Source organism: Streptomyces sp. NPDC048420, from assembly GCF_040651535.1.
Taxonomy (GTDB): Bacteria; Actinomycetota; Actinomycetes; order Streptomycetales; family Streptomycetaceae; genus Streptomyces.
Window position 1 is genome coordinate 1 of record NZ_JBEZKG010000034.1, and the last position, 22,064, is coordinate 22,064.

Below are 22,064 nucleotides of genomic sequence, written 5' to 3' on the forward strand. Positions count from 1 at the left end.
CGATCCCTCAATCCCGCAAGATCATCACGCTCAACGCCCACGGTCCTCGCAACTCCCACAGATCGCGGGTGTTGCGAGGACCGTTAGAACCCAAGCTCTCCGGGGGCCTTCGTCGTGTCGTGCGTAGGGGCTAGATGTCGTACGACTCCCTCGGCGTCGCCAGGGACACCGGACCGTCGTACACCGCGCGCGCGTCGGCGAGGTTGACCTGAGGGTCGGTCCACGGGGGGATGTGGGTGAGGACCAGGCGGCGGGCGCCTGCCCGGGTCGCCGTCTCACCCGCCTCGCGGCCGTTGAGGTGCAGGTCGGGGATGTTCTCCTTGCCGTGTGTGAAGGCGGCCTCGCACAGGAACAGGTCGGTGTCGCGGGCGAGTTCGGTCAACGCCCCGCTCACCCCCGTGTCGCCGGAGTACGTCAGCGACTTGCCGCCGTGTTCGACGCGGATGCCGTACGCCTCCACCGGGTGCGCCACGCGTTCCGTGTGCACCGTGAACGGGCCGACCTCGAAGGTGGACGGCTTGACCGTGTGGAAGTCGAAGACCTCGCTCATGGAGGAGGCGGTGGGAGTGTCGGCGTAGGCCGTGGTCAGACGGTGTTCGGTGCCTTCGGGGCCGTAGACCGGGAGGGGGTCGCAGCGGCCGCCGTCGTGGCGGTAGTAGCGCGCGACGAAGTACGCGCACATGTCGATGCAGTGGTCGGCGTGCAGATGGCTGAGGAAGATCGCGTCGAGGTCGTAGAGACCGCAGTGGCGCTGCAGCTCGCCAAGGGCACCGTTGCCCATGTCGAGAAGCAGCCGGAAGCCGTCGGCCTCGACGAGGTAGCTCGAGCAGGCCGATTCCGCGGACGGGAACGACCCCGAGCAGCCGACGACGGTGAGCTTCATAAAACAGAAACCTCCGCTGGCGGGAAACTTTTCTGGGAAGGAAACGGGGGTCGTGCGGTCCGTCGAGCGTAAGGCGCAAAACCTCCGGTCGCTCCTCCGCCAAGGGCTGTTGTGGGCGAACTCACCTGTGCTGTCACCGGTTCGGCTGGACCGGGGGCGCGTGGGAAGTGTGACCGCGCTTACGGCTTGCACAGAGGGCGCGCGGGGCTGATCGTGCGCCGGTAACGTCGTCCTCATGGACACGTCCTGGTGGCTCGCGCTCGCGGCAGTCGTACTGCTCGCGCTGGTCGCCACGCTCGTGGACGGGTGGGGTCGGGGGCATCGGCCCCGGGGTCGTGCGGACCGTACGACCCGGCCGGCGGGACGTGCGACGGGGGTGCGGCCGCGGCCCGCGGAGATCTGGTGGGCGGAGGTGCCGTACGAGGACGGCCCGGGGACCAAGGACCGGCCGTGTCTCGTGCTCGCGGTGCGCGGCAAGCGGGCCACCGTCGCGAAGATCACCAGCAAGTACCACGACGAGCGGGCCGGGGTGATCCCGTTGCCGCCGGGTTCGGTGGGCGACGCGCAGGGGCGCGCGAGCTTCCTGGAGACGGACGAGCTGCGCGAGGTGCCGGTGTGGGACTTCCGGCGGAAGGCGGGGGTGGTGGACCCGGTCCTGTGGGACCAGGTCCGTCACCTGGCGACGTAGTGCGTCACGCCCAGAGCTGGCCATGCAGGGTCTCGATCGCTTCCTCTGTCGTCGCCGCCGTGTAGACGCCCGTCGACAGGTACTTCCAGCCGCCGTCGGCCACGACGAACACGATGTCGGCGGACTCCCCCGCCTTCAGCGCCTTGTTGCTGACGCCGATCGCCGCGTGCAGGGCGGCGCCGGTGGAGACGCCCGCGAAGATGCCCTCCTGCTGGAGGAGCTCACGGGTGCGGGTGACCGCGTCGGCGGAACCGACAGAGAAACGGGTCGTCAGCACCGACGCGTCGTAGAGCTCGGGTACGAAGCCCTCGTCCAGGTTCCTGAGCCCGTACACCAGGTCGTCGTAGCGCGGCTCGGCGGCGACGATTTTCACGTCCGGCCTCTGCTCGCGCAGGTAGCGGCCGACGCCCATCAGGGTGCCGGTGGTGCCGAGGCCCGCGACGAAGTGGGTGATCGAGGGGAGGTCGGCGAGGATCTCCGGGCCGGTGGTCGCGTAGTGGGCGCCCGCGTTGTCCGGGTTGCCGTACTGGTAGAGCATCACCCAGTCGGGGTGCTCGGCGGACAGCTCCTTGGCGACCCGTACGGCGGTGTTGGAGCCGCCCGCTGCGGGGGACGGGATGATCTCGGCACCCCACATGCCGAGCAGCTCGCGGCGCTCCTGGGAGGTGTTCTCGGGCATCACGCAGACCATGCGGTAGCCCTTGAGCTTGGCCGCCATCGCGAGGGAGATGCCGGTATTGCCGGAGGTCGGCTCCAGGATCGTGCAGCCCGGGGTGAGACGGCCGTCCTTCTCCGCCTGCTCGATCATGTGCAGGGCGGGGCGGTCCTTGACCGAGCCGGTCGGGTTGCGGTCCTCGAGCTTGGCCCAGATGCTTACGTCGGCGGACGGCGAGAGCCGCGGCAGGCGCACCAGAGGGGTGTTGCCCACCGCGGCCAGCGGGGAGTCGTAACGCATCGACGATCAGGCCATGCCGCCGGCCACGGCCGGCAGGATCGTGACGTTGTCGCCGTCGGTGAGCTTGGTGTTGATGCCGTCGAGGAAGCGGACGTCCTCGTCGTTCAGGTAGACGTTGACGAACCGGCGCAGCTCACCGCCGTCCACGATGCGGGCCTGGATGCCCGTATGCCGGGTCTCCAGGTCAGTGAAGAGCTCGGCGAGGGTGTTCCCGTTGCCCTCCACCGCCTTCTGGCCGTCGGTGTAGGTGCGGAGGATGGTCGGGATGCGGACCTCGATGGCCATGGCTCAGGGCTCCTGTCGGATGGTGTCTGGTCGGTGGGCGCGCGGCAGCGCTGGTACAACAGCAGGTCGTGCGTGTGTGAGGCGCCGCGGCTCACGGCCGTACGGCGGCAGGGGCAGCGTCAACAGATGGCGCTGGCGAGCCTGCACAGGTCGACGTGCAGCCGCGCCACGAGCAGGGTGCCCGGCGTCTTCTCGCTCACGTCGTAAGAAACCATGGGGTCATCGTATCGATTCCCCATCCGGGTCCCGGAATGTGATCCCACCATGCGGACGAAATCCGGCCGCTGGCTGAGATACGGCAGCTCAGGCGGAGTCCCTGACCACCAGTCGGGTCGGCACGACCACCGAGGGCGGCTGCGCGGGCCGGTCGAAGAGCAGGCGGGCCATGAGGCGGCCCATCCGCTCCACGTCCTGGTGGACCGTGGTCAGCGGCGGGTCCGTCGACTCGCTGATCTCGGTCAGATCGTCGAAGCCGACGACGGCCACGTCGTCCGGGACCCGGCGGCCGCGCTCCCGAAGGGTCCGCAGCGCGCCGGCGGCCATGAGGTCGGAGGCGACGAAGACGGCGTCCAGGCCGGGGCGGCGGTCGAGGAGTGCGGCCATGGCGTCGGCGCCGCCCTGCTCGGTGTAGTCGGCGCGTTCGGTCAGCTCGGGCGGGGCGTCCGGGAGGACGTCCCGGTAGCCGGCGAGGCGTTCGGCGGCGGAGTGCTCCTGGTCGTGGGGCCCGGTGACGGTCGCGATCTCCGTGCGGCCCTGGGAGACGAGGTGACGGACGGCCTGCCGGGCTCCCCCGCGGTTGTCGCCGTCGACGTAGGCGTGGGCGCGCACGGTGTCGCCGTCGCGCAGGAGGGGGCGGCCGCCGAAGACGACCGGGATGTCGAGGGGGTCGGTCATCTCGTGCAGCCGGTCGCCGGGGCGCAGGGAGAACAGGACGGCGCCGTCGACGTGGCCGCCGCCGAGGTAGTCGGCGACGCGGGGGTAGTCGGCGACGCGGGGGTAGTCGTCCGGTTCGTCCAGGAACAGCAGGACGGCCTGGGAGCCGTGCTCGGCGAGTTCACGCCGGACCGCGCGCAGCAGGCAGTCGAAGAACGGGTCCAGGAAGAGCCGGTTCTGCGGCTGGCCGGCGACCACGGCGACGGCGCCGGTGCGGCGGGTGACGAGCTGGCGGGCGGCCTGGTTGGGGACGTAGCCGAGTTCGGCGATGACCTGGCGGACCTGCTCGACGACCTCCGCGCGCACCTTCGGCTCGCCGTTGATCACCCGGGACACCGTCGACTTCGACACCCCCGAGCGGCGTGCGACATCCTCCAGGGTGGGCCGTCGTCCGTGCGCGTGCGGGGTCAACACCTTCTCCAGTACGGGAAGTTGGTCGTCCCCGCGAGCCTAGTACGCCGCGACGATCTCCACGTCCTCCTCGGTGACCTCGCCGTCGACGATGCGGTAGGAGCGGAACTGGAACTCGCCGAGGCCGTCGGTGTCGGCGGTGGAGACGAGGACGTAGTGGGCGCCGGGCTCGTTGGCGTAGGAGATGTCCGTGCGGGACGGGTAGGCCTCGGTCGCGGTGTGGGAGTGGTAGATGACCACCGGTTCCTCGTCGCGGTCGTCCATCTCGCGGTAGAGCTTGAGCAGGTCGCCGGAGTCGAACTCGTAGAACGTGGGCGACATGGCCGCGTTCAGCATCGGGATGAAGCGCTCGGGGCGGTCCGCCCCGGCCGCCCCCGCGACGACTCCGCACGCCTCGTCGGGGTGGTCCTTGCGCGCGTGCGCGACGATCTGGTCGACGAGGGCCTGGGTGATGGTCAGCATGGTGGTCAGGATAAGCAGAAGGGCTGCTCCGTACCGAGGAGTGGTACGGAGCAGCCCATATGCCGGACAAGCCCGTATGCCGGACTTTCTAGCCCACCTTCTCGAACTCCGGCTCCCGCCGGTCCGAGATCCCCGGGTTACGGGACTTCAGCACGGCCCAGCCCACGCCGAGCGCCGCGGCCCATCCCGCCATCACGTACAGACACACCCGCGATTCCGAGTCGTACGCGATCAGGCAGGTCACGAAGAGCAGGAACACGATGGCGATCCAGCTGCCGACCGAGCCGCCCGGTGCCGGGAAGGACGAGGCGGGCAGGCGTCCCGCGGCGACCTCGCGGCGGTAGCGCACATGGCTGACCAGGATCATCAGCCAGGTCCAGATGCCTGCCGCGGTCGCGACCGAGACGACGTATCCGAAGGCCTTCTCCGGCACGACGTAGTTCAGCACCACGCCGATGCCCATGAAGAGCACGGAGACCGTGATGGCCAGCGCCGGGGTGCGGGTGACGGAGAGCTTGTTGAAGGCCTGCGGGGCCTCGCCGCTGTCGGCCAGGGTGCGCAGCATGCGGCCCGTGGAGTACATGCCGGAGTTGCAGGAGGACAGGGCCGCGGTGAGGACGACGAAGTTCACGATGCCGGCGCCGGCCGGGATGCCGATCACGGCGAAGGCCTTCACGAAGGGGCTGACGCCGGCCGCGAACTCGGTCCACTTGACCACGCACAGGATGACGGTGAGGGCGCCGACGTAGAAGAGGCCGATCCGCCAGGGCAGGGTGTTGATCGCCTTGGGGAGGGTCTTCTCGGGGTTCTCGGACTCACCGGCGGTGACGCCGACCAGCTCGACGGCGAGGTAGGCGAACATCACGCCCTGGAGGGTCATCAGGGACGAGCCGACGCCCTTGGGGAAGAAGCCGTCGAAGGCCCAGAGGTTGGAGACCGCGGCGGTGTCGCCGGCCGCGCTGAAGCCGAAGGTGAGGACGCCGAGGCCGATCACGATCATGCCGATGAGGGCGGTGACCTTGATCATCGAGAACCAGAACTCGATCTCGCCGAACAGCTTCACCGAGATCAGGTTCGCCACGAACAGGACGACCAGGAAGACCAGGGCCGTCACCCACTGCGGGACCTGTGGGAACCAGTAGTTGACGTAGATCGCGGCGGCGGTGAGTTCCGCCATTCCGGTGACGACCCACAGCAGCCAGTACGTCCAGCCGGTGAAGTAGCCGAAGAACGGGCCGAGGAACTCGCGGGAGTACTCCGCGAAGGAGCCCGAGACCGGGCGGTAGAGCAGCAGCTCACCGAGGGCCCGCATGATGAAGAAGATGATGACGCCGGCGACGGCGTACATGAGGATGAGGCTCGGACCGGCCTTGGCGATGTTCGCCCCGGCGTTGAGGAAGAGGCCGACGCCGATGGCGCCGCCGATCGCGATCATCTGGACCTGACGGCTGCCGAGTCCGCGTTCGTAGCCCTCTTCGGGTGCGTTGTCGACCTGAGCGGAGGTCATGTGTCGTGCGCCTTTCTCCATACCGAACCGGGCCTTTCGTCGGCCTCGGATCGGATCTCGATCCCCCCGGATTGATGGAGTGGTGCCTGGCCGGCGATCTACCGGCTCGGTGGCGCACCCGAGCGAACATGCGGGTGGTGTTCGCCGGGCGGTCGTGAAGATTTATCACGGCCGCAATGTTGATCAACTGTGCGCTTCGTGACGCAGAACACAGGGAGAGGCGGACAAAGAAGACCCATGACGGGCATACACGGCCATCACGGTGACGTGATCGTTATCCGGATTTGAGCGTCCTCTGAGCGAACACAGAACCGTCACATTCACGGCATAAGGGTCGTCACGAGGGTCTCCTGGAGGCCGCCCAGCCACAGATACGCCATCACCATCGGCTTGCGCGGGTCCTCGTCCGGGAGCCGGTAGAGGAGGTCGGTGTCCTCCTCGTCGGTGATGTCGAGGCGGGAGCCGATCGCGAGCCGCAGGTCGTTGAGGGCGCCGAGCCACTGCTGGGACTCACCGGCCGACAGCTTGAGGACCGCCCCGCCGTCCCCCTCGACATGAAGGGCGTCCAGGGAACGGACCACCGCGAGGGCGTTCTCGCGCTTGCCGGCCCGCAGATCGTTCTCGGTGTAGCGGCGGAACTCCGAGGAGTACGCCCGCTGCTCCTCGGCCTCCTTGGCCTGCGGGGTGCCCTCGGGGTCGCTGTAGGCGTCCGGGAACAGCCGCTTCAGCACCGGGTCGGAGGGCGGCTCGCTCGGCCCCTCCGCGAAGAGCTCGGCGAGCGGGTCGTCGGGGGCGTCCTCGGCGGGCCCCGGCCCGATGAGCTCGAGGAGCTGGACGGCCAGCGACCGGATGATGGAGATCTCGACGTCGTCGAGGGCGACGGCCGCGCCGCCGCCGGGGAGCGGTTCGAAGGTTCCTGGCATCAGGGGTTATCGCTACTTCCGGTCCTGCTGGAGGGTGGCCCACAGACCGTAGCCGTGCATGGCCTGCACATCGCGTTCCATCTCCTCGCGGGATCCGCTGGAGACGACCGCCCGGCCCTTGTGGTGGACGTCGAGCATCAGTTTGGTGGCCTTGTCCTTCGAGTAGCCGAAGTACGTCTGAAAGACGTAGGTCACGTAGCTCATGAGGTTGACCGGGTCGTTGTGGACGATCGTGACCCAGGGGACGTCCGGCTCGGGGACGGCGAAGACCTCTTCCGCCGACTCGGTGCGTTCGATCTCTACGGGAGCGGGTGACGTCACACGGCCCATGCTGCCACGGGCAGCATAAATCGTCACACTGACGCGAAGTGGGGTAGCATCCGTTGCTATGAACACAGCGGACCTTGGGCTGCCGGTGGACGTTCCCTCGACGGCGCTCTTCACGGACCAGTACGAGCTCACCATGTTGCAGGCGGCCCTGAAGGCGGGTACCGCCGAACGGCGGAGCGTGTTCGAGGTCTTCACCCGACGGCTGCCGGAGGGGCGGCGCTACGGCGTCGTCGCGGGCACCGGCCGAGTGCTGGACGCGGTGGAGAACTTCCGTTTCGACGGGGACGTCCTCGGCTTCCTGCGCGAGCGGAACATCGTGGACGAGGAGACCCTGGACTGGCTCGCCTCCTACCGCTTCAGCGGTGACATCTGGGGCTATCCGGAGGGCGAGGTGTACTTCCCGGGCTCGCCGATCCTGCGGGTGGAGGGCTCCTTCGCCGAGTGCGTGCTTCTGGAGACCGTGATCCTCTCGATCCTCAACCACGACTCCGCGATAGCCGCGGCGGCCTCCCGGATGTCCTCGGCCGCCGGGGACCGCCCGCTGATCGAGATGGGCGCCCGCCGCACCCACGAGCTCTCCGCGGTGGCCGCCGCCCGTGCCGCCTACGTCGGTGGCTTCGCCACCACCTCCGACCTCGCCGCCGGCTTCCGCTACGGCATCCCCACGGTGGGCACCTCCGCCCACGCCTTCACCCTCCTGCACGACCAGGAGCGGGACGCCTTCCGGGCCCAGGTCGACTCGCTGGGCAGCAACACCACACTGCTCGTGGACACCTACGACGTCACCGAGGCCGTCCGTACGGCCGTGGAGGTCGCCGGGCCCGAGCTGGGGGCCGTGCGCATCGACTCCGGCGACCTGCTGCTCGTCGCCCATCGGGTACGGCAGCAGCTGGACGAGCTGGGTGCGAAGCGGACCCGGATCATCGTCACCTCCGACCTCGACGAGTACGCCATCGCCTCCCTGGCCGTGGCCCCGGTGGACGCGTACGGCGTCGGCACCCAGCTGGTGACCGGGTCCGGGCATCCGACCGCCTCGATGGTCTACAAGCTGGTCGCGCGCGCCGAGTCCGACGACCCGAAGGCGCCGCTGATCCCGGTCGCGAAGAAGTCGTCCGGGGGCAAGAGCTCGGTCGGCGGCCGCAAGTGGGCGGCGCGGCGGCTGGACGCGGAGGGGGTCGCTGAGGCCGAGGTCGTGGGCACGGGGGCGGTGCCGCCGGCGCTCGCGGACCGTCAGCTCCTTGTCGAGCTGGTGAAGAGCGGCGAGGTCGTCGCACGCGAGCCGCTGGACGTCGTACGGGACCGGCATGCGGCCGCGCGGGCCAACCTGCCGTTGTCGGCGACGCAGCTGTCGCGCGGGGAGCCGGTCATTCCGACGGAGTATGTACAGGGGCGCTCGGGTAGCTAATGCGGGTGCGCCCTCCCGCAGTGCCGTCGAAGTCTCTAGGCTCGTAAGTTCACCTCATAGTCGAAGGACACCCACATGCGCCGCGCCTTGATCGTCGTTGACGTGCAGAACGACTTCTGCGAAGGGGGCAGCCTCGCGGTGGCTGGGGGTGCCGATGTGGCCGCCGCCGTCACCGAGCTGATCGGACAGGCGGCCGGCTCCGGCTACCAGCATGTGGTGGCCACCCGCGATCACCACATCGCGCCCGGCGGGCACTTCGCCGACAACCCCGACTTCGTGCACTCCTGGCCCGCGCACTGCGTCGCCGGGACCGAGGGTGTGGGCTTCCACCCGAACTTCGCGCCCGCCGTGGCCTCGGGGGCGGTGGACGCCGTCTTCGACAAGGGGGCGTACGCGGCCGCCTACAGCGGGTTCGAGGGTGCCGACGAGAACGGCGTGACGCTGGCCGACTGGCTGCGGGCGCGGGACGTGTCGGAGGTGGACGTGGTCGGGATCGCCACGGACCACTGCGTCCGGGCCACCGCGCTGGACGCGGCCAGGGAGGGCTTCCGTACGCAGGTCCTCCTCGACCTGACCGCCGGAGTGGCCGAGGCCACCACGGAACGCGCGATCGAGGAGCTGCGCGAGGCGGGCGTGGAGCTGTCGGGCAAGCCGGTGGTCTAGGGCCTGTCCGGCGGATCAGGCCGGCTCCAAGGAACGGCGCCTTGTCAGCGCAGGTGAGCGGGGCCATGGGGCCCCGCGCGAGCGAAACCGAGTGACGACCACGCCTGTCGGGGGAGTGCGTGCCTGGGCCCCGCGCCGCCGGCATGATCCGCCGGACAGGCCCTGGGGCCCGGGGCTCAGGCCGGCGCCGCCGGGCGTCTGAGCAGCGACCTGATCGGGTGCCACAGCTCCTGGACCAGTTCCGGGCCGCCCACGACAGCGTTGTCAGGGGCTGTACGCCATATCAGCCCGTCCGGGTGGTGGAGTACGGCCGTGATCTCGTCCGGGTTCGGGGGCGCGGCGTTGCCCCGCAGGTAGACCGCGCGCAGGCCCAGGTTGCGCAGCCTGGTCAGGGCGCGCGCCCGGTTCTGGGCGTGGACGAGTACCCGCACGCTGCCGCAGCCGTCGGCGGGCGGGCGGGGCAGGTTCAGCGCCACCACCACCGTGCCGTTCGGCAGCTTGCAGAAACCTCCTGCGGCCATGCAGTCACACCCCCGTGTGCGTCGGTGTCGATGTCGGTGTCAATAAGGAAGCCACAGGACGCACCTAAACACGATCGGCGGCAACCCGCCAGGGGTTGCCGCCGATACGCTTCTGACCTGCGATTTTACTTTTACTTGACCGAAGGTCCGACCTTGAGCGTGATCGTCGAGCCGTTCAGCGGCTCGTTGACGATCGCGATCCGGGTGTTGGTGTCAGTGATCTTGACCCCCGCGAGCGGGTTGGTCTCGTCGTAGTACGTCGACCGTCCGTCGTCGAAGACCGGGACGCCCGGCTTGGACTTGATCCTCGTCGGCACGTCCGCCTTGTGGAGCGTGATCGAGTCCGTCGGGTACCAGCTGAAGGTGGAGTCGTAGGCCTGGATGCGGTTGCGCATCAGCGTGCCGTCGGACCACTTCAGCGCGGTCGGGTGCGAGTCGACCGGAAGGATCAGACCCTCGCCCTCGTGCTGGCTGGTGTTGTCGTCGGCCTGGGAGGTGTCCCACTTCCAGATCAACAGGCCGTTCTGGTAGGCGTAGTGCTCCACCCAGTCCGGACGGGTCGTCGAGAAGCCGTAGTTGTACGGGCCGACCTTCAACACCTTGTCGTACGACACGTATTGGCGGTTCTCGGCGATGTAGTACTGCGCGTAGTCGTCCGTGATCGACGCCCCGATGCGGGAGAAGCCGTTCGCGGTCCAAGTGGCGTCCGCCGCCTCGGCGTTGTCGGAGAACAGGGTCGCGCCGTCGGCGGTCACCGTGATCTCGTCGGCCGCGAAGCCCTTCTGGGCCACTCCGCCGTCGGTGGCGTAGCGGAAGCGCAGCTGGATCTTCTGGCCCGCGTAGGCGTCCAGCGGGAAGGTCAGCTTCTGGTAGGCGGTGACCGAGCCGGTGAGTGCGGGCTTGCCGCTGCCGTCGCGCGGGACGGCGGTGCCGTCGGCCAGAGTGCCGTCGACCGGCGTCCAGTTGGCGCCGTCGGTGGAGACCTCGATGTAGAGGTAGTCGAAGTCCTTCTCGATGTCCCACCAGCCGTCGAGGGTCAGCGCCGCCGAGGACCTGCCGGTCAGGTCGACCGGGCGGGTCAGGGTGTTGCGCAGGTCGTCACCGCTGCCGCTCCACCACTGCGTGGCGCCCTGTGCCGGGGGGACCACCTCGGTGGTGACCGTCTTCTCCGGCAGCTGGACCACGAGCGCCTGCGGGTTCTTGGTGTTGTACTCCGCGACGCCCAGCTTGTGGGTGGACTTCGTGCCCGCCTTGGCGACGTCGTAGTCGAGCCAGCCCAGTTGGAGCTTGTCCCAGGCGTTCATGTCACCGGGCAGGTCGCCGATGGAGTCCTTGCCGGTGCCGAGCCAGGAGCCGGAGGACATCAACGTCCAGAAGCCGGTGGAGTTCTCGCCGCCGCCGGAGGTGTCGTACTCGTCGGGCAGGCCGAGGTCGTGGCCGTACTCGTGGGCGAAGACGCCGAGTCCGCCGTTCTCCGGCTGGATGGTGTAGTCGCCGACCCAGATGCCGGTGTCGCCGATCTGGGTGCCGCCGAGCTTGTTGTCGTCGGGGCCGGTGGCGCCGGCGTCGGTGCCGAAGGCGTACCAGCGGTGGGCCCAGATGGCGTCCTCGCCCTGCGCGCCGCCGCCCGCGGACTCGTCCTCGCCGGCGTGCACGATCTGGAAGTGGTCGATGTAGCCGTCGGACTCGTTGAAGTCGCCGTCACCGTCGAAGTCGTAGCGGTCCCACTGGTCGAACTCGGCGAGTTCCGCGGCGATTTCGGCGGCGGTGGCCCCCGCGGCCTCGCGCTCGGCGACCCAGGCGTTGACGCCGTCCTGCACCGCGTACCAGGCGCCGGTGGCGGCGTCGTTGGAGCCGTAACGGGCTTCGTTGTAGGGGACCTTGACCCAGTCGGTCACCTCGCCCTCGACCGAGTAGCGGCCCGAGGACTGCTTCTCGTAGTAGGACTTGACCGAGGCGTTGCCGTCGCCGAAGTACAGGTCCTGGAAGTGCGCCTGGTTGTAGTCCGCCTGCCAGGCCGTGCTGTTGTCCTGGGCGCGGTCCGGCTGGGCTATCCGGTTGTGCAGCGGGCCGACCGTGCCGCCGTAGCGCGGGTCGATCTGGTCGCCGAACTCGACCAGGATGGTGAAGATCTTGTCGGTCTTCTCGCGGCCGAGTTCGACGTACTTGCTGTCGCCCTTGCGGCTCTTGAGCTCGACGACCTTGGAGCCGTCCCGGTTCTTCACCGAGGCGGCGCCGGATATGACCTGGTCGAGCGCCTCCTGGCGCTGCGCCTCCTGGGTCTTGGTCAGCGGGCCGTCGAAGTCGTGCTCCCTGGCCTTCGCCGGCTGCGGGTCCTGCCGGTCGACCTCGGAGGCCTTCGTGGACGTGGTGTCCGCGGCCTGTGCCACGGCGAAGGTCGAGAACGTGGCCGAGGCGGCCGCGAGGGCGACGATCGTCGCCGCCGTTCTGAACTTCCAGGTTCTGTCTGTCACTTGTGCCTCTCCCCTATCAGGCAAGTGACCGGTATTTGACTAAAGTTCGGTGAGAAAAGACAGACCTTGACTTGGACCCGACAAGTGCATTATTGGGAGTCGGTGTTCGCATTGCGGACACGTGACCGCAAAGGAACAGGCGCGCACGATGGTCCACTTGGTGGACGTCATGACTCCGTGCGCCCCCTGTGCTCCGGCACTGTTGGTTAGGTCACGCTTACTGTTCGTTCCACTCGGGCACACAGGCGATTAGAGTCGATTGGCGGAACGCCCGGATGTCGGCGGAATGCCAGGCCGACACCCCCCGTGGATCCCCAATTCCGAGGACACGATTGCCATGCCTCGTCCGACCGCCGCACAGCTCGCCTACGGTTCGATCACCGTCATTTTCTCGACGCTAGCCATGCTGCTGCTGTCACAGACGAGTTCGACCGTGGGGATCGCGATCATCGCCGTCTCGGCGCTCGCGCTCGGCCTGCTGGTCGCCATGACGGTGCCCCAGCCCAAGCCCCGCGTGGTAGCCCTGCGCAAGCCCGCCCAGCACCCAGCGCAAGAGCCCGTACCGGCCGCGGCCACGAGCTCCAAGACCGCAGCCTGAACACTGCGTTCGCTGAAGTGTGCGCCCCGGTTCGACCCCGGGTTCCTCGGGTTCCTCGGGTTCCTCGGACCGAGCCGGGCGCGCGGTCGTGTCGTCACGGGTCGCCGACGGCCCTGGCCTCGCCAACCCCGGACGCCCGCCGCTCTTCGCGTCGCCGCCGCGGTCGCCCGCCCCCGGCCTCGTCGCTCCGGCCGACCGACACTCCTCGCCGCGCCAACCCCGGGCCGCGCGTTCGCCGAACCACGCGCTGAGGTTCGCCCCTCGGGTTCATCGAGGCAAGCCGGGCGCACGGTCGTGTGGTCACTAGCTGCCGACGGCCTGGCCTCAACAACCCCGGCCGCCCAACGCTCCAGGCCCTACCGCCCCTCCGACGCCCGACGCTCCCACGACTGCGGCCCGAGCACCGCGTCCGCCGAACCGCGCACCGAGTCTCGGTTCGTCAAGGCAAGCCGGGCGCACGGTCGTATCGTCACCAACTGCCGACGGCCCTGCCCTCAACAACCCCGGCCGCCCAACGCTCCAGGCCCCACCGACCCCCCTCTGACGCCCGACGCTCCCACGACTGCGGCCTGCGTTCGCTGGACCACGTCCTCAGGATCACCCCTCGGGGTCGTCATGGAGGGATGGGCGTGCGGTCGCGTCGCCATCGGCTGCCGACGGCCCCGGCCTCGTCAACCCCGGACGCCCCCGCTCCTGGCCGCGCTCACCCCGCCATGCACAAACACTCCGGGCCGCGCCCACACCCCTGCCGCCCGACGCTCCCAAGACCTCAGCCTGAACACTGCGTTCGCTGAACCGGGCACGCCGATCAGACCCCGGGGTTCGTCGAGGCGGGGCGGGCGCGCGGTCGCGTTGTCACCCGGTTGCCTACGGTCCTGGCCGCGCCACCGCCGGACGGCCGACGCTCCAGGCCGCACCAGCCCTCTGGGGCCACACCCTCCCAAGACCGCGGCCTGGGCACCGCGTTCGTCCCGCCGGAGTTCGTCGGGGCGAGCCGGGCGCGCCAACCTCGGACGCCGACAAGCCCTCCGGGCCCGCCGCTCCGGCCGGCCGACGCTCCTCGCCCAGCCAGCACCCCGACGCCCATCGCGCCGGGCCGCGTCTGCCCAAAACCCACGGCTCGGGCCCTGCCGCCCCCGTCCCCCCGGGTGACAACCGGGCCCGTCCGGGTCACGTCGTGTTGACCACGACCGTCTTCGCCGCCTTGTCGTGCAGGCCCTGTTTGTAGGGCTTGTCGAAGTAGCTCCAGCCGCCCGAGATGGCGGTCCAGATGCAGGCGCAGCAGAACGCGAACGGGATCCACAGGACCGCCGAGCGGATCAGCGTGGTCTGTACGGAGGGCGTGGAGCCGTTGTCGAGGTTCGCCACCCGCATGCCGAGCCACTTCTTGCCGAGTGTCTGCCCGGACCGGGTGATCAGGACGGTGTCGTAGGCGATGTAGAGCACCGCGGCGAGCGCCGACTGGGCGAGCGACTTGCCGTACTGCATGTCGTCGCTGTCGACGTCGTACTCGCTCACCCCGAAGCCCCAGGTGATCAGCCAGACGACGATGCCCACCAGGATCAGGTCGATGATCCGGGCGAGCGTGCGCCTGCCGCTGGATGCCAGCGGGGGCATGCCGGCCAGGGGGTCGGTGGGGCCACCGCCGTACGGGTCACCGCCGCCGTACGACGGTGGCGGCGGCGGCGGCGGTGCGTTGTACGGCGATCCCGAGCCCTCGCTAGGCGGGGGCTGCTTCCTGAACGGGTCGTCATCCGGCGGCTGCTGGCCGGAGCCGGGGGGCGGTTCACTGCTCATGGCCCGAGTCGACCGCGAACCCCCCGACTCCGCATCCGGCGAGCGGCCGTCCGGAGTACCGAATCATGTACGCCGTTCGTGGTACCCGCTCAGCCCGCCACGAACGTATGCGCCGCCTTGTCGTGCCAGCACTGGTGCCACGGCTTGTCGAACAGGCACCACGCGACGCCCACGACACCGATGCCGAGCAGGCCCGGGACGCTGTAGACCAGCCAGCGGCGCAGGGCACCGGCGAAGGACGGCGGCTCGTGGCCCTCGATGTCCCGCACCTCCAGGCCGAGCAGCTTCTTGCCGAGGGTGCGGCCCCACTTGGCGGTGGGCAGCGCCTCGTACAGAACGCCGGCGACGAGGAGTACGGCGACCACGATGCCGAGGTACACCGACGTGGTGCCGTCCAGGAGCCAGACCGTCACGGTCTCGCCGGAGAGCTTGGCCGCGTCGATCTTCTCGTTGACGTGGTCGGCCGCCTTGGTGCCGAGGGCGACGGCGGCCACGGCGGTCACCGCGCCGACGACGAGGGTGTCGAGGAGACGGGCGGCCAGGCGCTTGCCCAGGCTCGCGGGGCGCGCGGACGCCTGGCGGCGGGCGGCCGCCTGGAAGATGTCCTCGACCGGCGGCTTCCAGGGAGCGGGCTGCTCCTCGTCGGGCCCGGCGAGCCGGTGCACCTGCTGCGCCCAGGAGGGCTGACCGCCACCGGGGCCCGCGCTCAGGGGGGTGGCGGGGGGCAGGGCGCCTACACCCTGTGGGGGGCTGATCTGCTGCGGGACGCCTGAAACCCCCGCCTGCGGTCCGGAGGGGGCGGGGGCAGCGGCGGCGGGGCCCTGGGGGCCCGCCGCACCGGCCGTCGCGGCCCGCTCGGCGGCGGCCTTGCCGGCCCCGAAGCCGGGCCCCTGGGGGCCGGTCGGGGGCTGGGCTCCCGCGCCGCCGGCCGGACCGGACACGGCCTGTCCGCCCTGCGCGGTGGGCCCGGAATACGCGGGCCCTGGCGTGCTTCCGTTCTGCGCCCCGGGACCCCCGTTCTGCTGCGCCGTGCGCGGGGAGAGCGCGCGGAACTTCATGGTGCCGTCGTCCGAGCCGGGGCCGCCCGGCTGCTGAGCGGCTCCCGTCTGCCTGCGGAAGACACGGGTGCCGCCGTCCTCGTCCGGCTCGGCGGGAGGGATCGTCGCGGTGCCGTCGGTACGGGCGGCGTGGCCGTCCGGCTGGGCCGGGGAGGGAACGTCCGCAGGCCGGGAGCCGGCCACCCTCGGGTCGACGGCGCCCTGCGGCCCACCCTGCTGCGGTACGCCGTGCTGGGCACCCTGAGACCCGCCCTGAGGCGCACCTTGCTGAGCCCCCTGCGGCGGCCCCTGCTGAGCCTGCGCAGCCCCCTGCGGGGAATCCGGGGAACCCGGGGAACCCCACGAGACCCTGCGGTCCTGGTCGCCGCCGAAGCCCGCCTGGTGGGCCCGGTCGGCGGTCCACGCGGACGCGGGTTCCGGGCGGCTGCCGTGCTGGGCGTCGGCGCGGGCGGCCTCCTCGGCCGGGTCCTCGTCGAAGAAGTGCGGGCCCGTCTCCTCCACGGGAGAGGGCGCCGTACCTCCGCCCGCCGGCGGGGCGAGCGGTTCGCCGTCCGCCGGGGCGGGGCGGCTGGTGCCCGGCACCCAGGAAGCGCCGTTCCAGTAACGGACATATCCAGGAATGGACGGGTCCGGGTAGTAGCCCTCGCGGGGCCTGTCGTCACCGGGTGCCGGGGTTGGGGCGCTCATGTCCGTCGTCCCGTATCTGCTCGGGGGTCAATAGAGGGGGGTCCACATCTATCAGACCGGCGCAAGACCCACCGACAGTCCCACCGGACCCACCCCTTTTGGGCACGACCGTGATACCGCCGGAAAAAAGTTCGCCGAACCCGCGTAATGATCCCGGCCCCTCCGCCCTCTCCACTCGTACGGGCCCACCGCAGGACCCGTACGAGAGCCGAGAGAGGAACGAACGCCATGCACCACACGGTGGTAGAGCGCGAACTGGAGCTCAAACTCATCCTGTCGCCCGAGCGCAGCATCCCGGTCCCGGCCCGGCTGGGCTACCGCAGCGACGACCCCTTCGCCATCCACGTCACCTTCCACATCGGCTCGGACCACCCCGTCCACTGGACCTTCGCCCGCGAACTCCTCGTGGAGGGGGTGTTCCGGCCCTGCGGGCACGGGGACGTACGGGTGTGGCCGACGAAGGTCGCGGGCCGCGGCGTCGTGCTGATGGCGCTGAGCTCCCCCGACGGCGACGCCCTCCTGGAGGCCCCGGCCGCGCGGGTCTCGGCCTGGCTGGAGCGCACGCTGAGGGCGGTCCCCCCGGGCTCTGAGGCGGAGCAGCTCGGCATCGACGACGGCCTCGCCGAGCTGCTGGCCTCCACCCCGGCCGACGATCTCTGGCTGCGCGACGAGTCGACGGACGGGGAGTGAGCCGTACCGCGAAGCCTCAGAAGAGCTTGCCGGGGTTCAGAATGCCGAGCGGGTCGAAGACGCCCTTCACCGCCCGCTGCATCTCCACCCCCACCGGCCCGATCTCGCGCGCCAGCCACTCCTTCTTCAGTACGCCCACGCCGTGTTCCCCGGTGATCGTGCCGCCGAGCTCCAGGCCGAGGGCCATGATCTCGTCGAAGGACTCGCGGGCGCGCCGGGACTCGTCCGGGTCGGCCGCGTCGAAGCAGACCGTCGGGTGGGTGTTGCCGTCGCCCGCGTGGGCGACGACACCGATGGTGAGCTGGTACTTCTCGGCGATCCGCTCGGTGCCCTCCAGCATCTCGCCGAGCCGTGAGCGGGGCACGCACACGTCGTCGATCATCGTGGTGCCCTTGACGGCTTCGAGGGCGGTGAGGGACAGCCTGCGGGCCTGGAGCAGGAGTTCGGACTCGGCGAAGTCCTCGGCCGGGACGACCTGCGTGGCGCCCGCCGCCTCGCACAGCGCGCCGAGCGCCGCGAGGTCGGCGGCCGGGTCCGTGGTGTCGAAGGCGGCCAGCAGGAGGGCTTCCGTCGACTCCGGGAGGCCCATGTGCGCGAGGTCGTTGACGGCCTTGACCGTCGTACGGTCCATCAGTTCGAGGAGGGACGGCACGTGCCCGCCCTCCATGATCCGGCACACCGCGTCGCAGGCGGCGGCCCCGGACGCGAACTCGGCGGCCAGCACCAGCTGCTCGGGCGGCTGCGGTTTGAGCGCCAGGGTCGCCTGTACGACGATCCCGAGCGAGCCCTCGGAGCCGACGAAGAGGCGGGTCATGTCGTATCCCGCGACCCCCTTGGCCGTACGGCGGCCCGTGGACATGAGCCGGCCGTCGGCGAGGACGACGTCGAGGCCGAGGACGTACTCCGCCGTCACCCCGTACTTCACACAGCACAGCCCGCCGGAGGCGGTGCCGATGTTGCCGCCGATCGTGCACATCTCCCAGCTGGAGGGGTCCGGCGGGTAGTAGAGGCCGAGTTCGTTCACCGCGCGGGACAGGGTCGCGTTGACGACGCCCGGTTCGACGACGGCGATGCGGTCGACCGGGTTGATCTCCAGGATGCGGTCCATCTTCGTCAGGGACAGCACGATGCAGCCGTCGGAGGCGTTGGCGCCGCCCGACAGGCCGGTGCGGGCGCCCTGCGGGACGACCGGGACGCGCAGTTCGGTGGCGATGCGCATGACGTGCTGGACCTGCTCGACGCTGCGCGGCAGGACGACCACGGCGGGGGTGCCGGCCGGGCAGAAGCTCGCCATGTCGTTGGCGTAGGAGGCCGTGACGTCCGGGTCGACGAGGACGGCCTCCGCGGGCAGACCGCTCAGCAGACGGTCGACGAGGTTGCCGGTGACCTCGTCGCGGGGCGCTTCGATACGGCTCATGATCACAGCGTCGCACCGGGGGCCATCGGTGTGAACCCCGTCTGCGGCAGCTGCCGGGTGCCGGGGTGTGCTCGTCGTACTGACGCACAGTGAGCGCCATGGAGAACCAAGCCACGGAGAACCGGCCGGAGCAGCCTGTGGAGGGGCCCGCGGAGCAGCCGCCGGGGCGGCGGCGGGCGCGGCTGCAGGGGCGTCTGGTGCTCGCTGCGGTCGCGGGCTGCGCGCTGCTCGGCACGGCGCTGATGCTGCTGCCCGCACAGCGGCCGGCGGCCCACGCCCCCGCCCCGGCACCGGGAGCCCAGGCACTGACGGCGGTCGCCGCCGGGGTGCCGGCCGCGCTGCCCGACCTGGCGGTGCTGATCGGTGAGCGGGAGAGCCATCTGCGCAGGCATCCCGAGGACGCCCAGTCGTGGGCGGTGCTCGGGACGGCGTATGTCGAACAGGGGCGGCGGACGGCGGAGACGGCGTTCTATCCGAAGGCCGACACCGCGCTGCGCAGGTCCCTGAAGGTGCGCGGGAACGCGGAGGCGCTCGGCGGTCTGGCCGCCCTCGCGAACGCGCGCCGGGACTTCCGGGCCGCGCGAGCCTGGGGCGAGGCGGCCCGGAAGCTGGAACCGAAGCGGTGGACGACGTATCCGGCGCTCATCGACGCGTACACCGGGCTCGGCGACTACAAGGCGGCCGACCGGGCGCTGGAGCGGCTGTTGGAGCTGCGGTCGGGTCCCGCGGTGATGGCCCGGGCCGCCGCCGTGTACCGGGACCGGGGCCGGCGCGAGGACGCGGCGGCCCAGCTGGCCGACGCGGCGGCGAGGGCCCAGGCTCCTGCCGAGCGGGCCGCGTATCTGGAGCGGGCCGGGCAGCTGGCCTGGGAGCGCGGCGAGCGCGAGGACGCCCTGCGGCACTTCCAGGCGGCGGTCCGCGTCGACCCCGACCAGCGGGCCGCGCAGGCCGGGCAGGGGCGGGTCCTCGCGGCCCTTGGCCGTACGACCGAGGCCCTGAGCGCGTACCGGATCGCCCTCGCCAAACAGCCGCTCCCCCAATACGCCCTGGAGCTGGGCGAGTTGTACGAGTCGCTGGGGCTGCAGCAGGCGGCCCGGGTGCAGTACGACCTGCTGCGGGCGAGAGTACGCAGCGCGGCGGCGTCCGGGGCCGACGAGGAGCTGGTCCTCGGCCAGTTCGAGGCGGACCACGGCGATCCGGAGTCCGCCGTACGACGACTGCGGGCCGAGTGGCGACGGCAACCGGGCATCCCGGTGGCCGACGCGCTGGGGTGGGCGCTGCACCGGGCCGGCGAGGACAAGGAAGCCCTGGGATACGCCCGGATCGCGACGGACAAGGTGCACGGGGGCGGGGTGCGCAGCGCCCTGTACACGTATCACCTGGCCATGATCGAGCGGGAGTTGGAGCAGACCGCCCCCGCGCGACGGCATCTCCAGGAGGCGCTGCGGATCAATCCCTGGTTCTCACCCCTGCGGGCGCGGTCGGCGTGGGAGGCGTTGGCCGCGCTGGGCGAGGTGCCGGACGAGGAACTGCCGTCGATGGACGCGAAGGGGGTCACACCGCGGCCGTACCGATGAGTGGACGGCCGCGGTGTGCCACAGGGCCTAGAGGTTGCCCCGCTTCTCCTGCTCTCGCTCGATGGCCTCGAACAGTGCCTTGAAGTTGCCCTTGCCGAAGCCCATCGAGCCGTGCCGCTCGATGAGTTCGAAGAACACGGTCGGCTTGTCCTGGACCGGCTTGGTGAAGATCTGCAGCAGATAGCCGTCCTCGTCGCGGTCGGCGAGGATCTTCAACTCCCTGAGCGTGTCGACCGGTACGCGGGTGTCGCCGACCCACTCGCCGAGGGTGTCGTAGTAGGAGTCGGGGGTGTCGAGGAACTGGACTCCGGCCGCGCGCATGGTCCGTACGGTCTGCACGATGTCGATGGTGTTCAGCGCGATGTGCTGGACGCCCGCGCCGCCGTAGAACTCCAGGTACTCGTCGATCTGGGACTTCTTCTTGGCGATGGCGGGCTCGTTGATCGGGAACTTCACCTTGAGCGTGCCGTCGGCCACGACCTTCGACATCAGCGCGCTGTACTCGGTGGCGATGTCGTCGCCCACGAACTCCTTCATGTTCGTGAAGCCCATGACCTTGTTGTAGAAGCCGACCCACTCGTTCATCCGGCCGAGCTCGACGTTGCCGACGCAGTGGTCGACGGCCTGGAAGGTGCGGTGGGCTGGCGGCTCGACGATCGGGGCGGCCGCGGCGAAGCCGGGCAGGTAGGGACCGTCGTAGCCGGTGCGCTCGACCAGGGTGTGGCGGGTCTCGCCGTAGGTGGCGATCGCCGCGAGGACGACCGTGCCGTGCTCGTCCTTCAGCTCGTACGGCTCGGCCACCGAGCGGGCGCCGTGCTCGACGGCGTAGGCGTACGCGCGGCGGGCGTCCGGGACCTCGATGGCGAGGTCGATCACCCCGTCGCCGTGTTCGGCCACGTGCTGGGCGAGGAAGTGGCCCCACGGGGTGGCGGGCTTGATGACGGAGGTGAACACGAAACGGGCGGAGCCGTTGGTGAGCACGTAGGCGGCGGTCTCGCGGCTGCCGTTCTCCGGGCCGGAGTAGGCCACCAGCCGCATGCCGAAGGCGGTCGAGTAGTAGTGCGCCGCCTGCTTGGCGTTGCCGACGGCGAAGACGACCGCGTCCATTCCCTTGACCGGGAAGGGGTCGGCCTGCCGGGCGGTGTCGGGAGTGTGGTGTGTGGTCTGCGTCATGTCCGAAGCCTGACTCCGCCTCGCAAGGTGCGCAATAGTTCGCATAATCGCTGGACAATGTGTTCAGTCGTACGGCCGTCTCGGCGGCCTTTCTGTACAGGATGACCATCGGTTCGGGAGGCTGCCGTGGGGATCGACGAGCTGGACGGGCGGATCATCGTGCTGCTGGCGCGGGAGCCGCGGATCGGGGTGCTGGAGATGTCCCGGCGGCTGGGGGTGGCCCGGGGGACCGTGCAGGCGCGGCTCGACCGGCTTCAGTCGAACGGAGTCATCCGGGGATTCGGTCCGCAGGTCGATCCGGCGGCGCTCGGCTACCCGGTGACCGCCTTCGCCACGCTGCAGATCCGGCAGGGGCAAGGGCCGGACGTACGGGCGCACTTGGCGACCGTGCCGGAGGTCCTGGAGCTGCACACCACTACCGGCAGCGGGGACATGCTGTGCCGTCTGGTGGCCCGCTCCAACGCCGATCTCCAACGTGTGATCGACCGGGTTGTCGGTTTCGATGGGATCGTCCGGGCCGCCACCGCGATCGTCATGGAGAACCCCGTTCCGCTGCGGATCATCCCGCTGGTGGAGCAGGCGGCGGGAGACCGGCAGACCTGACCGATCCGAGCCTGGGGTGAGCGC

Annotated in this window: 22 protein-coding genes; 7 read left to right on the forward strand and 15 right to left on the reverse strand. The window is 70.4% G+C overall.

The annotated features are described in order from the left end of the window. Positions 1 to 130: 130 nt before the first annotated feature. Positions 131 to 883: an MBL fold metallo-hydrolase gene (locus AB0D34_RS40920; protein WP_362671717.1), complete on the reverse strand. Its 753-nt coding sequence runs from the start codon at positions 881 to 883 to the stop codon at positions 131 to 133. A 235-nt stretch (positions 884 to 1,118) separates the two neighbouring features. Between AB0D34_RS40920 and AB0D34_RS40925 the strand changes: the two genes are divergently transcribed. Next, a complete protein-coding gene (locus AB0D34_RS40925) occupies positions 1,119 to 1,571 on the forward strand; it encodes a type II toxin-antitoxin system PemK/MazF family toxin (RefSeq protein ID WP_362671719.1) in 453 nt (150 codons plus the stop codon). 4 nt (positions 1,572 to 1,575) lie between these two features. On the opposite strand, the gene AB0D34_RS40930 is transcribed toward AB0D34_RS40925, so the two are convergent. From AB0D34_RS40930 to clpS, 8 genes are all read right to left on the reverse strand, one after another. Continuing rightward, positions 1,576 to 2,526 carry a cysteine synthase gene (locus AB0D34_RS40930; protein ID WP_362671722.1) on the reverse strand — a complete coding sequence of 317 codons (951 nt, stop codon included), beginning with the start codon at positions 2,524 to 2,526 and terminating at the stop codon, positions 1,576 to 1,578. Positions 2,527 to 2,532: 6 nt separating this feature from the next. Continuing rightward, complete coding sequence (locus AB0D34_RS40935; protein WP_362671724.1) at positions 2,533 to 2,811, reverse strand: MoaD/ThiS family protein; 279 nt, start codon at positions 2,809 to 2,811, stop codon at positions 2,533 to 2,535. A gap of 119 nt (positions 2,812 to 2,930) precedes the next feature. Continuing rightward, on the reverse strand, positions 2,931 to 3,026 hold the full coding sequence (locus tag AB0D34_RS40940; RefSeq protein ID WP_020121180.1) for a putative leader peptide: 96 nt from the start codon (positions 3,024 to 3,026) through the stop codon (positions 2,931 to 2,933). Positions 3,027 to 3,114: 88 nt separating this feature from the next. Then, on the reverse strand, positions 3,115 to 4,155 hold the full coding sequence (locus AB0D34_RS40945; RefSeq protein WP_362671727.1) for a LacI family DNA-binding transcriptional regulator: 1,041 nt from the start codon (positions 4,153 to 4,155) through the stop codon (positions 3,115 to 3,117). A 39-nt stretch (positions 4,156 to 4,194) separates the two neighbouring features. Continuing rightward, positions 4,195 to 4,617 carry a M67 family metallopeptidase gene (locus AB0D34_RS40950; protein ID WP_362671728.1) on the reverse strand — a complete coding sequence of 141 codons (423 nt, stop codon included), beginning with the start codon at positions 4,615 to 4,617 and terminating at the stop codon, positions 4,195 to 4,197. An 88-nt stretch (positions 4,618 to 4,705) separates the two neighbouring features. Next, complete coding sequence (locus AB0D34_RS40955) at positions 4,706 to 6,124, reverse strand: amino acid permease (protein ID WP_362671730.1); 1,419 nt, start codon at positions 6,122 to 6,124, stop codon at positions 4,706 to 4,708. A 320-nt stretch (positions 6,125 to 6,444) separates the two neighbouring features. After that, positions 6,445 to 7,047 carry a DUF2017 domain-containing protein gene (locus AB0D34_RS40960; RefSeq protein WP_362671733.1) on the reverse strand — a complete coding sequence of 201 codons (603 nt, stop codon included), beginning with the start codon at positions 7,045 to 7,047 and terminating at the stop codon, positions 6,445 to 6,447. Between the two features lie 12 nt (positions 7,048 to 7,059). Further along, the gene (gene clpS / locus AB0D34_RS40965; RefSeq protein ID WP_007382360.1) at positions 7,060 to 7,377 is read right to left on the reverse strand and encodes an ATP-dependent Clp protease adapter ClpS; all 318 of its coding nucleotides are present in this window, start codon (positions 7,375 to 7,377) and stop codon (positions 7,060 to 7,062) included. Between the two features lie 58 nt (positions 7,378 to 7,435). Here clpS and AB0D34_RS40970 point away from each other — a divergent pair, with 58 nt between their 5' ends. After that, entirely contained in the window at positions 7,436 to 8,782 is a 1,347-nt protein-coding gene (locus tag AB0D34_RS40970) for a nicotinate phosphoribosyltransferase (RefSeq protein WP_362671735.1), read from the forward strand. Positions 8,783 to 8,857: 75 nt separating this feature from the next. Beyond that, on the forward strand, positions 8,858 to 9,445 hold the full coding sequence (locus AB0D34_RS40975; RefSeq protein ID WP_362671737.1) for an isochorismatase family protein: 588 nt from the start codon (positions 8,858 to 8,860) through the stop codon (positions 9,443 to 9,445). Between the two features lie 176 nt (positions 9,446 to 9,621). On the opposite strand, the gene AB0D34_RS40980 is transcribed toward AB0D34_RS40975, so the two are convergent. Continuing rightward, positions 9,622 to 9,966, reverse strand: coding sequence for a hypothetical protein (locus tag AB0D34_RS40980; RefSeq protein ID WP_362671740.1), 345 nt, complete (start codon positions 9,964 to 9,966; stop codon positions 9,622 to 9,624). Between the two features lie 131 nt (positions 9,967 to 10,097). Continuing rightward, the gene (locus AB0D34_RS40985; RefSeq protein WP_362671742.1) at positions 10,098 to 12,440 is read right to left on the reverse strand and encodes an immune inhibitor A domain-containing protein; all 2,343 of its coding nucleotides are present in this window, start codon (positions 12,438 to 12,440) and stop codon (positions 10,098 to 10,100) included. Between the two features lie 337 nt (positions 12,441 to 12,777). On the opposite strand from AB0D34_RS40985, the gene AB0D34_RS40990 reads away from it, so the two are divergent. Next, a complete protein-coding gene (locus AB0D34_RS40990) occupies positions 12,778 to 13,038 on the forward strand; it encodes a hypothetical protein (protein WP_362671744.1) in 261 nt (86 codons plus the stop codon). Positions 13,039 to 14,208: 1,170 nt separating this feature from the next. On the opposite strand, the gene AB0D34_RS40995 is transcribed toward AB0D34_RS40990, so the two are convergent. Then, a complete protein-coding gene (locus AB0D34_RS40995) occupies positions 14,209 to 14,835 on the reverse strand; it encodes an RDD family protein (RefSeq protein ID WP_362671746.1) in 627 nt (208 codons plus the stop codon). A gap of 89 nt (positions 14,836 to 14,924) precedes the next feature. Next, complete coding sequence (locus AB0D34_RS41000) at positions 14,925 to 16,580, reverse strand: RDD family protein (protein ID WP_362671748.1); 1,656 nt, start codon at positions 16,578 to 16,580, stop codon at positions 14,925 to 14,927. Between the two features lie 228 nt (positions 16,581 to 16,808). Between AB0D34_RS41000 and AB0D34_RS41005 the strand changes: the two genes are divergently transcribed. Continuing rightward, positions 16,809 to 17,270, forward strand: a complete 462-nt coding sequence (locus AB0D34_RS41005) for an SsgA family sporulation/cell division regulator (RefSeq protein ID WP_362671751.1) — start codon at positions 16,809 to 16,811, stop codon at positions 17,268 to 17,270. Between the two features lie 16 nt (positions 17,271 to 17,286). Here AB0D34_RS41005 and AB0D34_RS41010 read toward each other — a convergent pair whose 3' ends face one another. Then, positions 17,287 to 18,693 (reverse strand): FAD-linked oxidase C-terminal domain-containing protein, encoded by a 1,407-nt coding sequence (locus tag AB0D34_RS41010; RefSeq protein ID WP_362671753.1) that lies wholly within the window; start codon positions 18,691 to 18,693, stop codon positions 17,287 to 17,289. A 92-nt stretch (positions 18,694 to 18,785) separates the two neighbouring features. Here AB0D34_RS41010 and AB0D34_RS41015 point away from each other — a divergent pair, with 92 nt between their 5' ends. Continuing rightward, positions 18,786 to 20,264, forward strand: coding sequence for a tetratricopeptide repeat protein (locus AB0D34_RS41015; RefSeq protein ID WP_362671756.1), 1,479 nt, complete (start codon positions 18,786 to 18,788; stop codon positions 20,262 to 20,264). A gap of 27 nt (positions 20,265 to 20,291) precedes the next feature. On the opposite strand, the gene hppD is transcribed toward AB0D34_RS41015, so the two are convergent. Beyond that, positions 20,292 to 21,437, reverse strand: coding sequence for a 4-hydroxyphenylpyruvate dioxygenase (gene hppD / locus AB0D34_RS41020; protein ID WP_362671758.1), 1,146 nt, complete (start codon positions 21,435 to 21,437; stop codon positions 20,292 to 20,294). Between the two features lie 126 nt (positions 21,438 to 21,563). Here hppD and AB0D34_RS41025 point away from each other — a divergent pair, with 126 nt between their 5' ends. After that, entirely contained in the window at positions 21,564 to 22,040 is a 477-nt protein-coding gene (locus AB0D34_RS41025; protein ID WP_362671760.1) for an Lrp/AsnC family transcriptional regulator, read from the forward strand. Positions 22,041 to 22,064 lie beyond the last annotated feature (24 nt).

Excerpts from the sequence above, each read along its gene's own strand:
- AB0D34_RS40960 (WP_362671733.1), bottom strand. The coding sequence starts at position 7,047 with ATGCCAGGAACCTTCGAACCGCTCCCCGGCGGCGGCGCGGCCGTCGCC.
- hppD (WP_362671758.1), bottom strand. The coding sequence starts at position 21,437 with ATGACGCAGACCACACACCACACTCCCGACACCGCCCGGCAGGCCGAC.
- AB0D34_RS41005 (WP_362671751.1), top strand. The coding sequence starts at position 16,809 with ATGCACCACACGGTGGTAGAGCGCGAACTGGAGCTCAAACTCATCCTG.
- AB0D34_RS41015 (WP_362671756.1), top strand. The coding sequence starts at position 18,786 with ATGGAGAACCAAGCCACGGAGAACCGGCCGGAGCAGCCTGTGGAGGGG.
- AB0D34_RS41000 (WP_362671748.1), bottom strand. The coding sequence starts at position 16,580 with ATGAGCGCCCCAACCCCGGCACCCGGTGACGACAGGCCCCGCGAGGGC.
- AB0D34_RS40940 (WP_020121180.1), bottom strand. The coding sequence starts at position 3,026 with ATGGTTTCTTACGACGTGAGCGAGAAGACGCCGGGCACCCTGCTCGTG.
- AB0D34_RS40990 (WP_362671744.1), top strand. The coding sequence starts at position 12,778 with ATGCCTCGTCCGACCGCCGCACAGCTCGCCTACGGTTCGATCACCGTC.
- AB0D34_RS40930 (WP_362671722.1), bottom strand. The coding sequence starts at position 2,526 with ATGCGTTACGACTCCCCGCTGGCCGCGGTGGGCAACACCCCTCTGGTG.
- AB0D34_RS40980 (WP_362671740.1), bottom strand. The coding sequence starts at position 9,966 with ATGGCCGCAGGAGGTTTCTGCAAGCTGCCGAACGGCACGGTGGTGGTG.
- AB0D34_RS40925 (WP_362671719.1), top strand. The coding sequence starts at position 1,119 with ATGGACACGTCCTGGTGGCTCGCGCTCGCGGCAGTCGTACTGCTCGCG.
- clpS (WP_007382360.1), bottom strand. The coding sequence starts at position 7,377 with ATGGGCCGTGTGACGTCACCCGCTCCCGTAGAGATCGAACGCACCGAG.
- AB0D34_RS40955 (WP_362671730.1), bottom strand. The coding sequence starts at position 6,124 with ATGACCTCCGCTCAGGTCGACAACGCACCCGAAGAGGGCTACGAACGC.
- AB0D34_RS40920 (WP_362671717.1), bottom strand. The coding sequence starts at position 883 with ATGAAGCTCACCGTCGTCGGCTGCTCGGGGTCGTTCCCGTCCGCGGAA.
- AB0D34_RS40935 (WP_362671724.1), bottom strand. The coding sequence starts at position 2,811 with ATGGCCATCGAGGTCCGCATCCCGACCATCCTCCGCACCTACACCGAC.
- AB0D34_RS40995 (WP_362671746.1), bottom strand. The coding sequence starts at position 14,835 with ATGAGCAGTGAACCGCCCCCCGGCTCCGGCCAGCAGCCGCCGGATGAC.
- AB0D34_RS40950 (WP_362671728.1), bottom strand. The coding sequence starts at position 4,617 with ATGCTGACCATCACCCAGGCCCTCGTCGACCAGATCGTCGCGCACGCG.
- AB0D34_RS40975 (WP_362671737.1), top strand. The coding sequence starts at position 8,858 with ATGCGCCGCGCCTTGATCGTCGTTGACGTGCAGAACGACTTCTGCGAA.
- AB0D34_RS40970 (WP_362671735.1), top strand. The coding sequence starts at position 7,436 with ATGAACACAGCGGACCTTGGGCTGCCGGTGGACGTTCCCTCGACGGCG.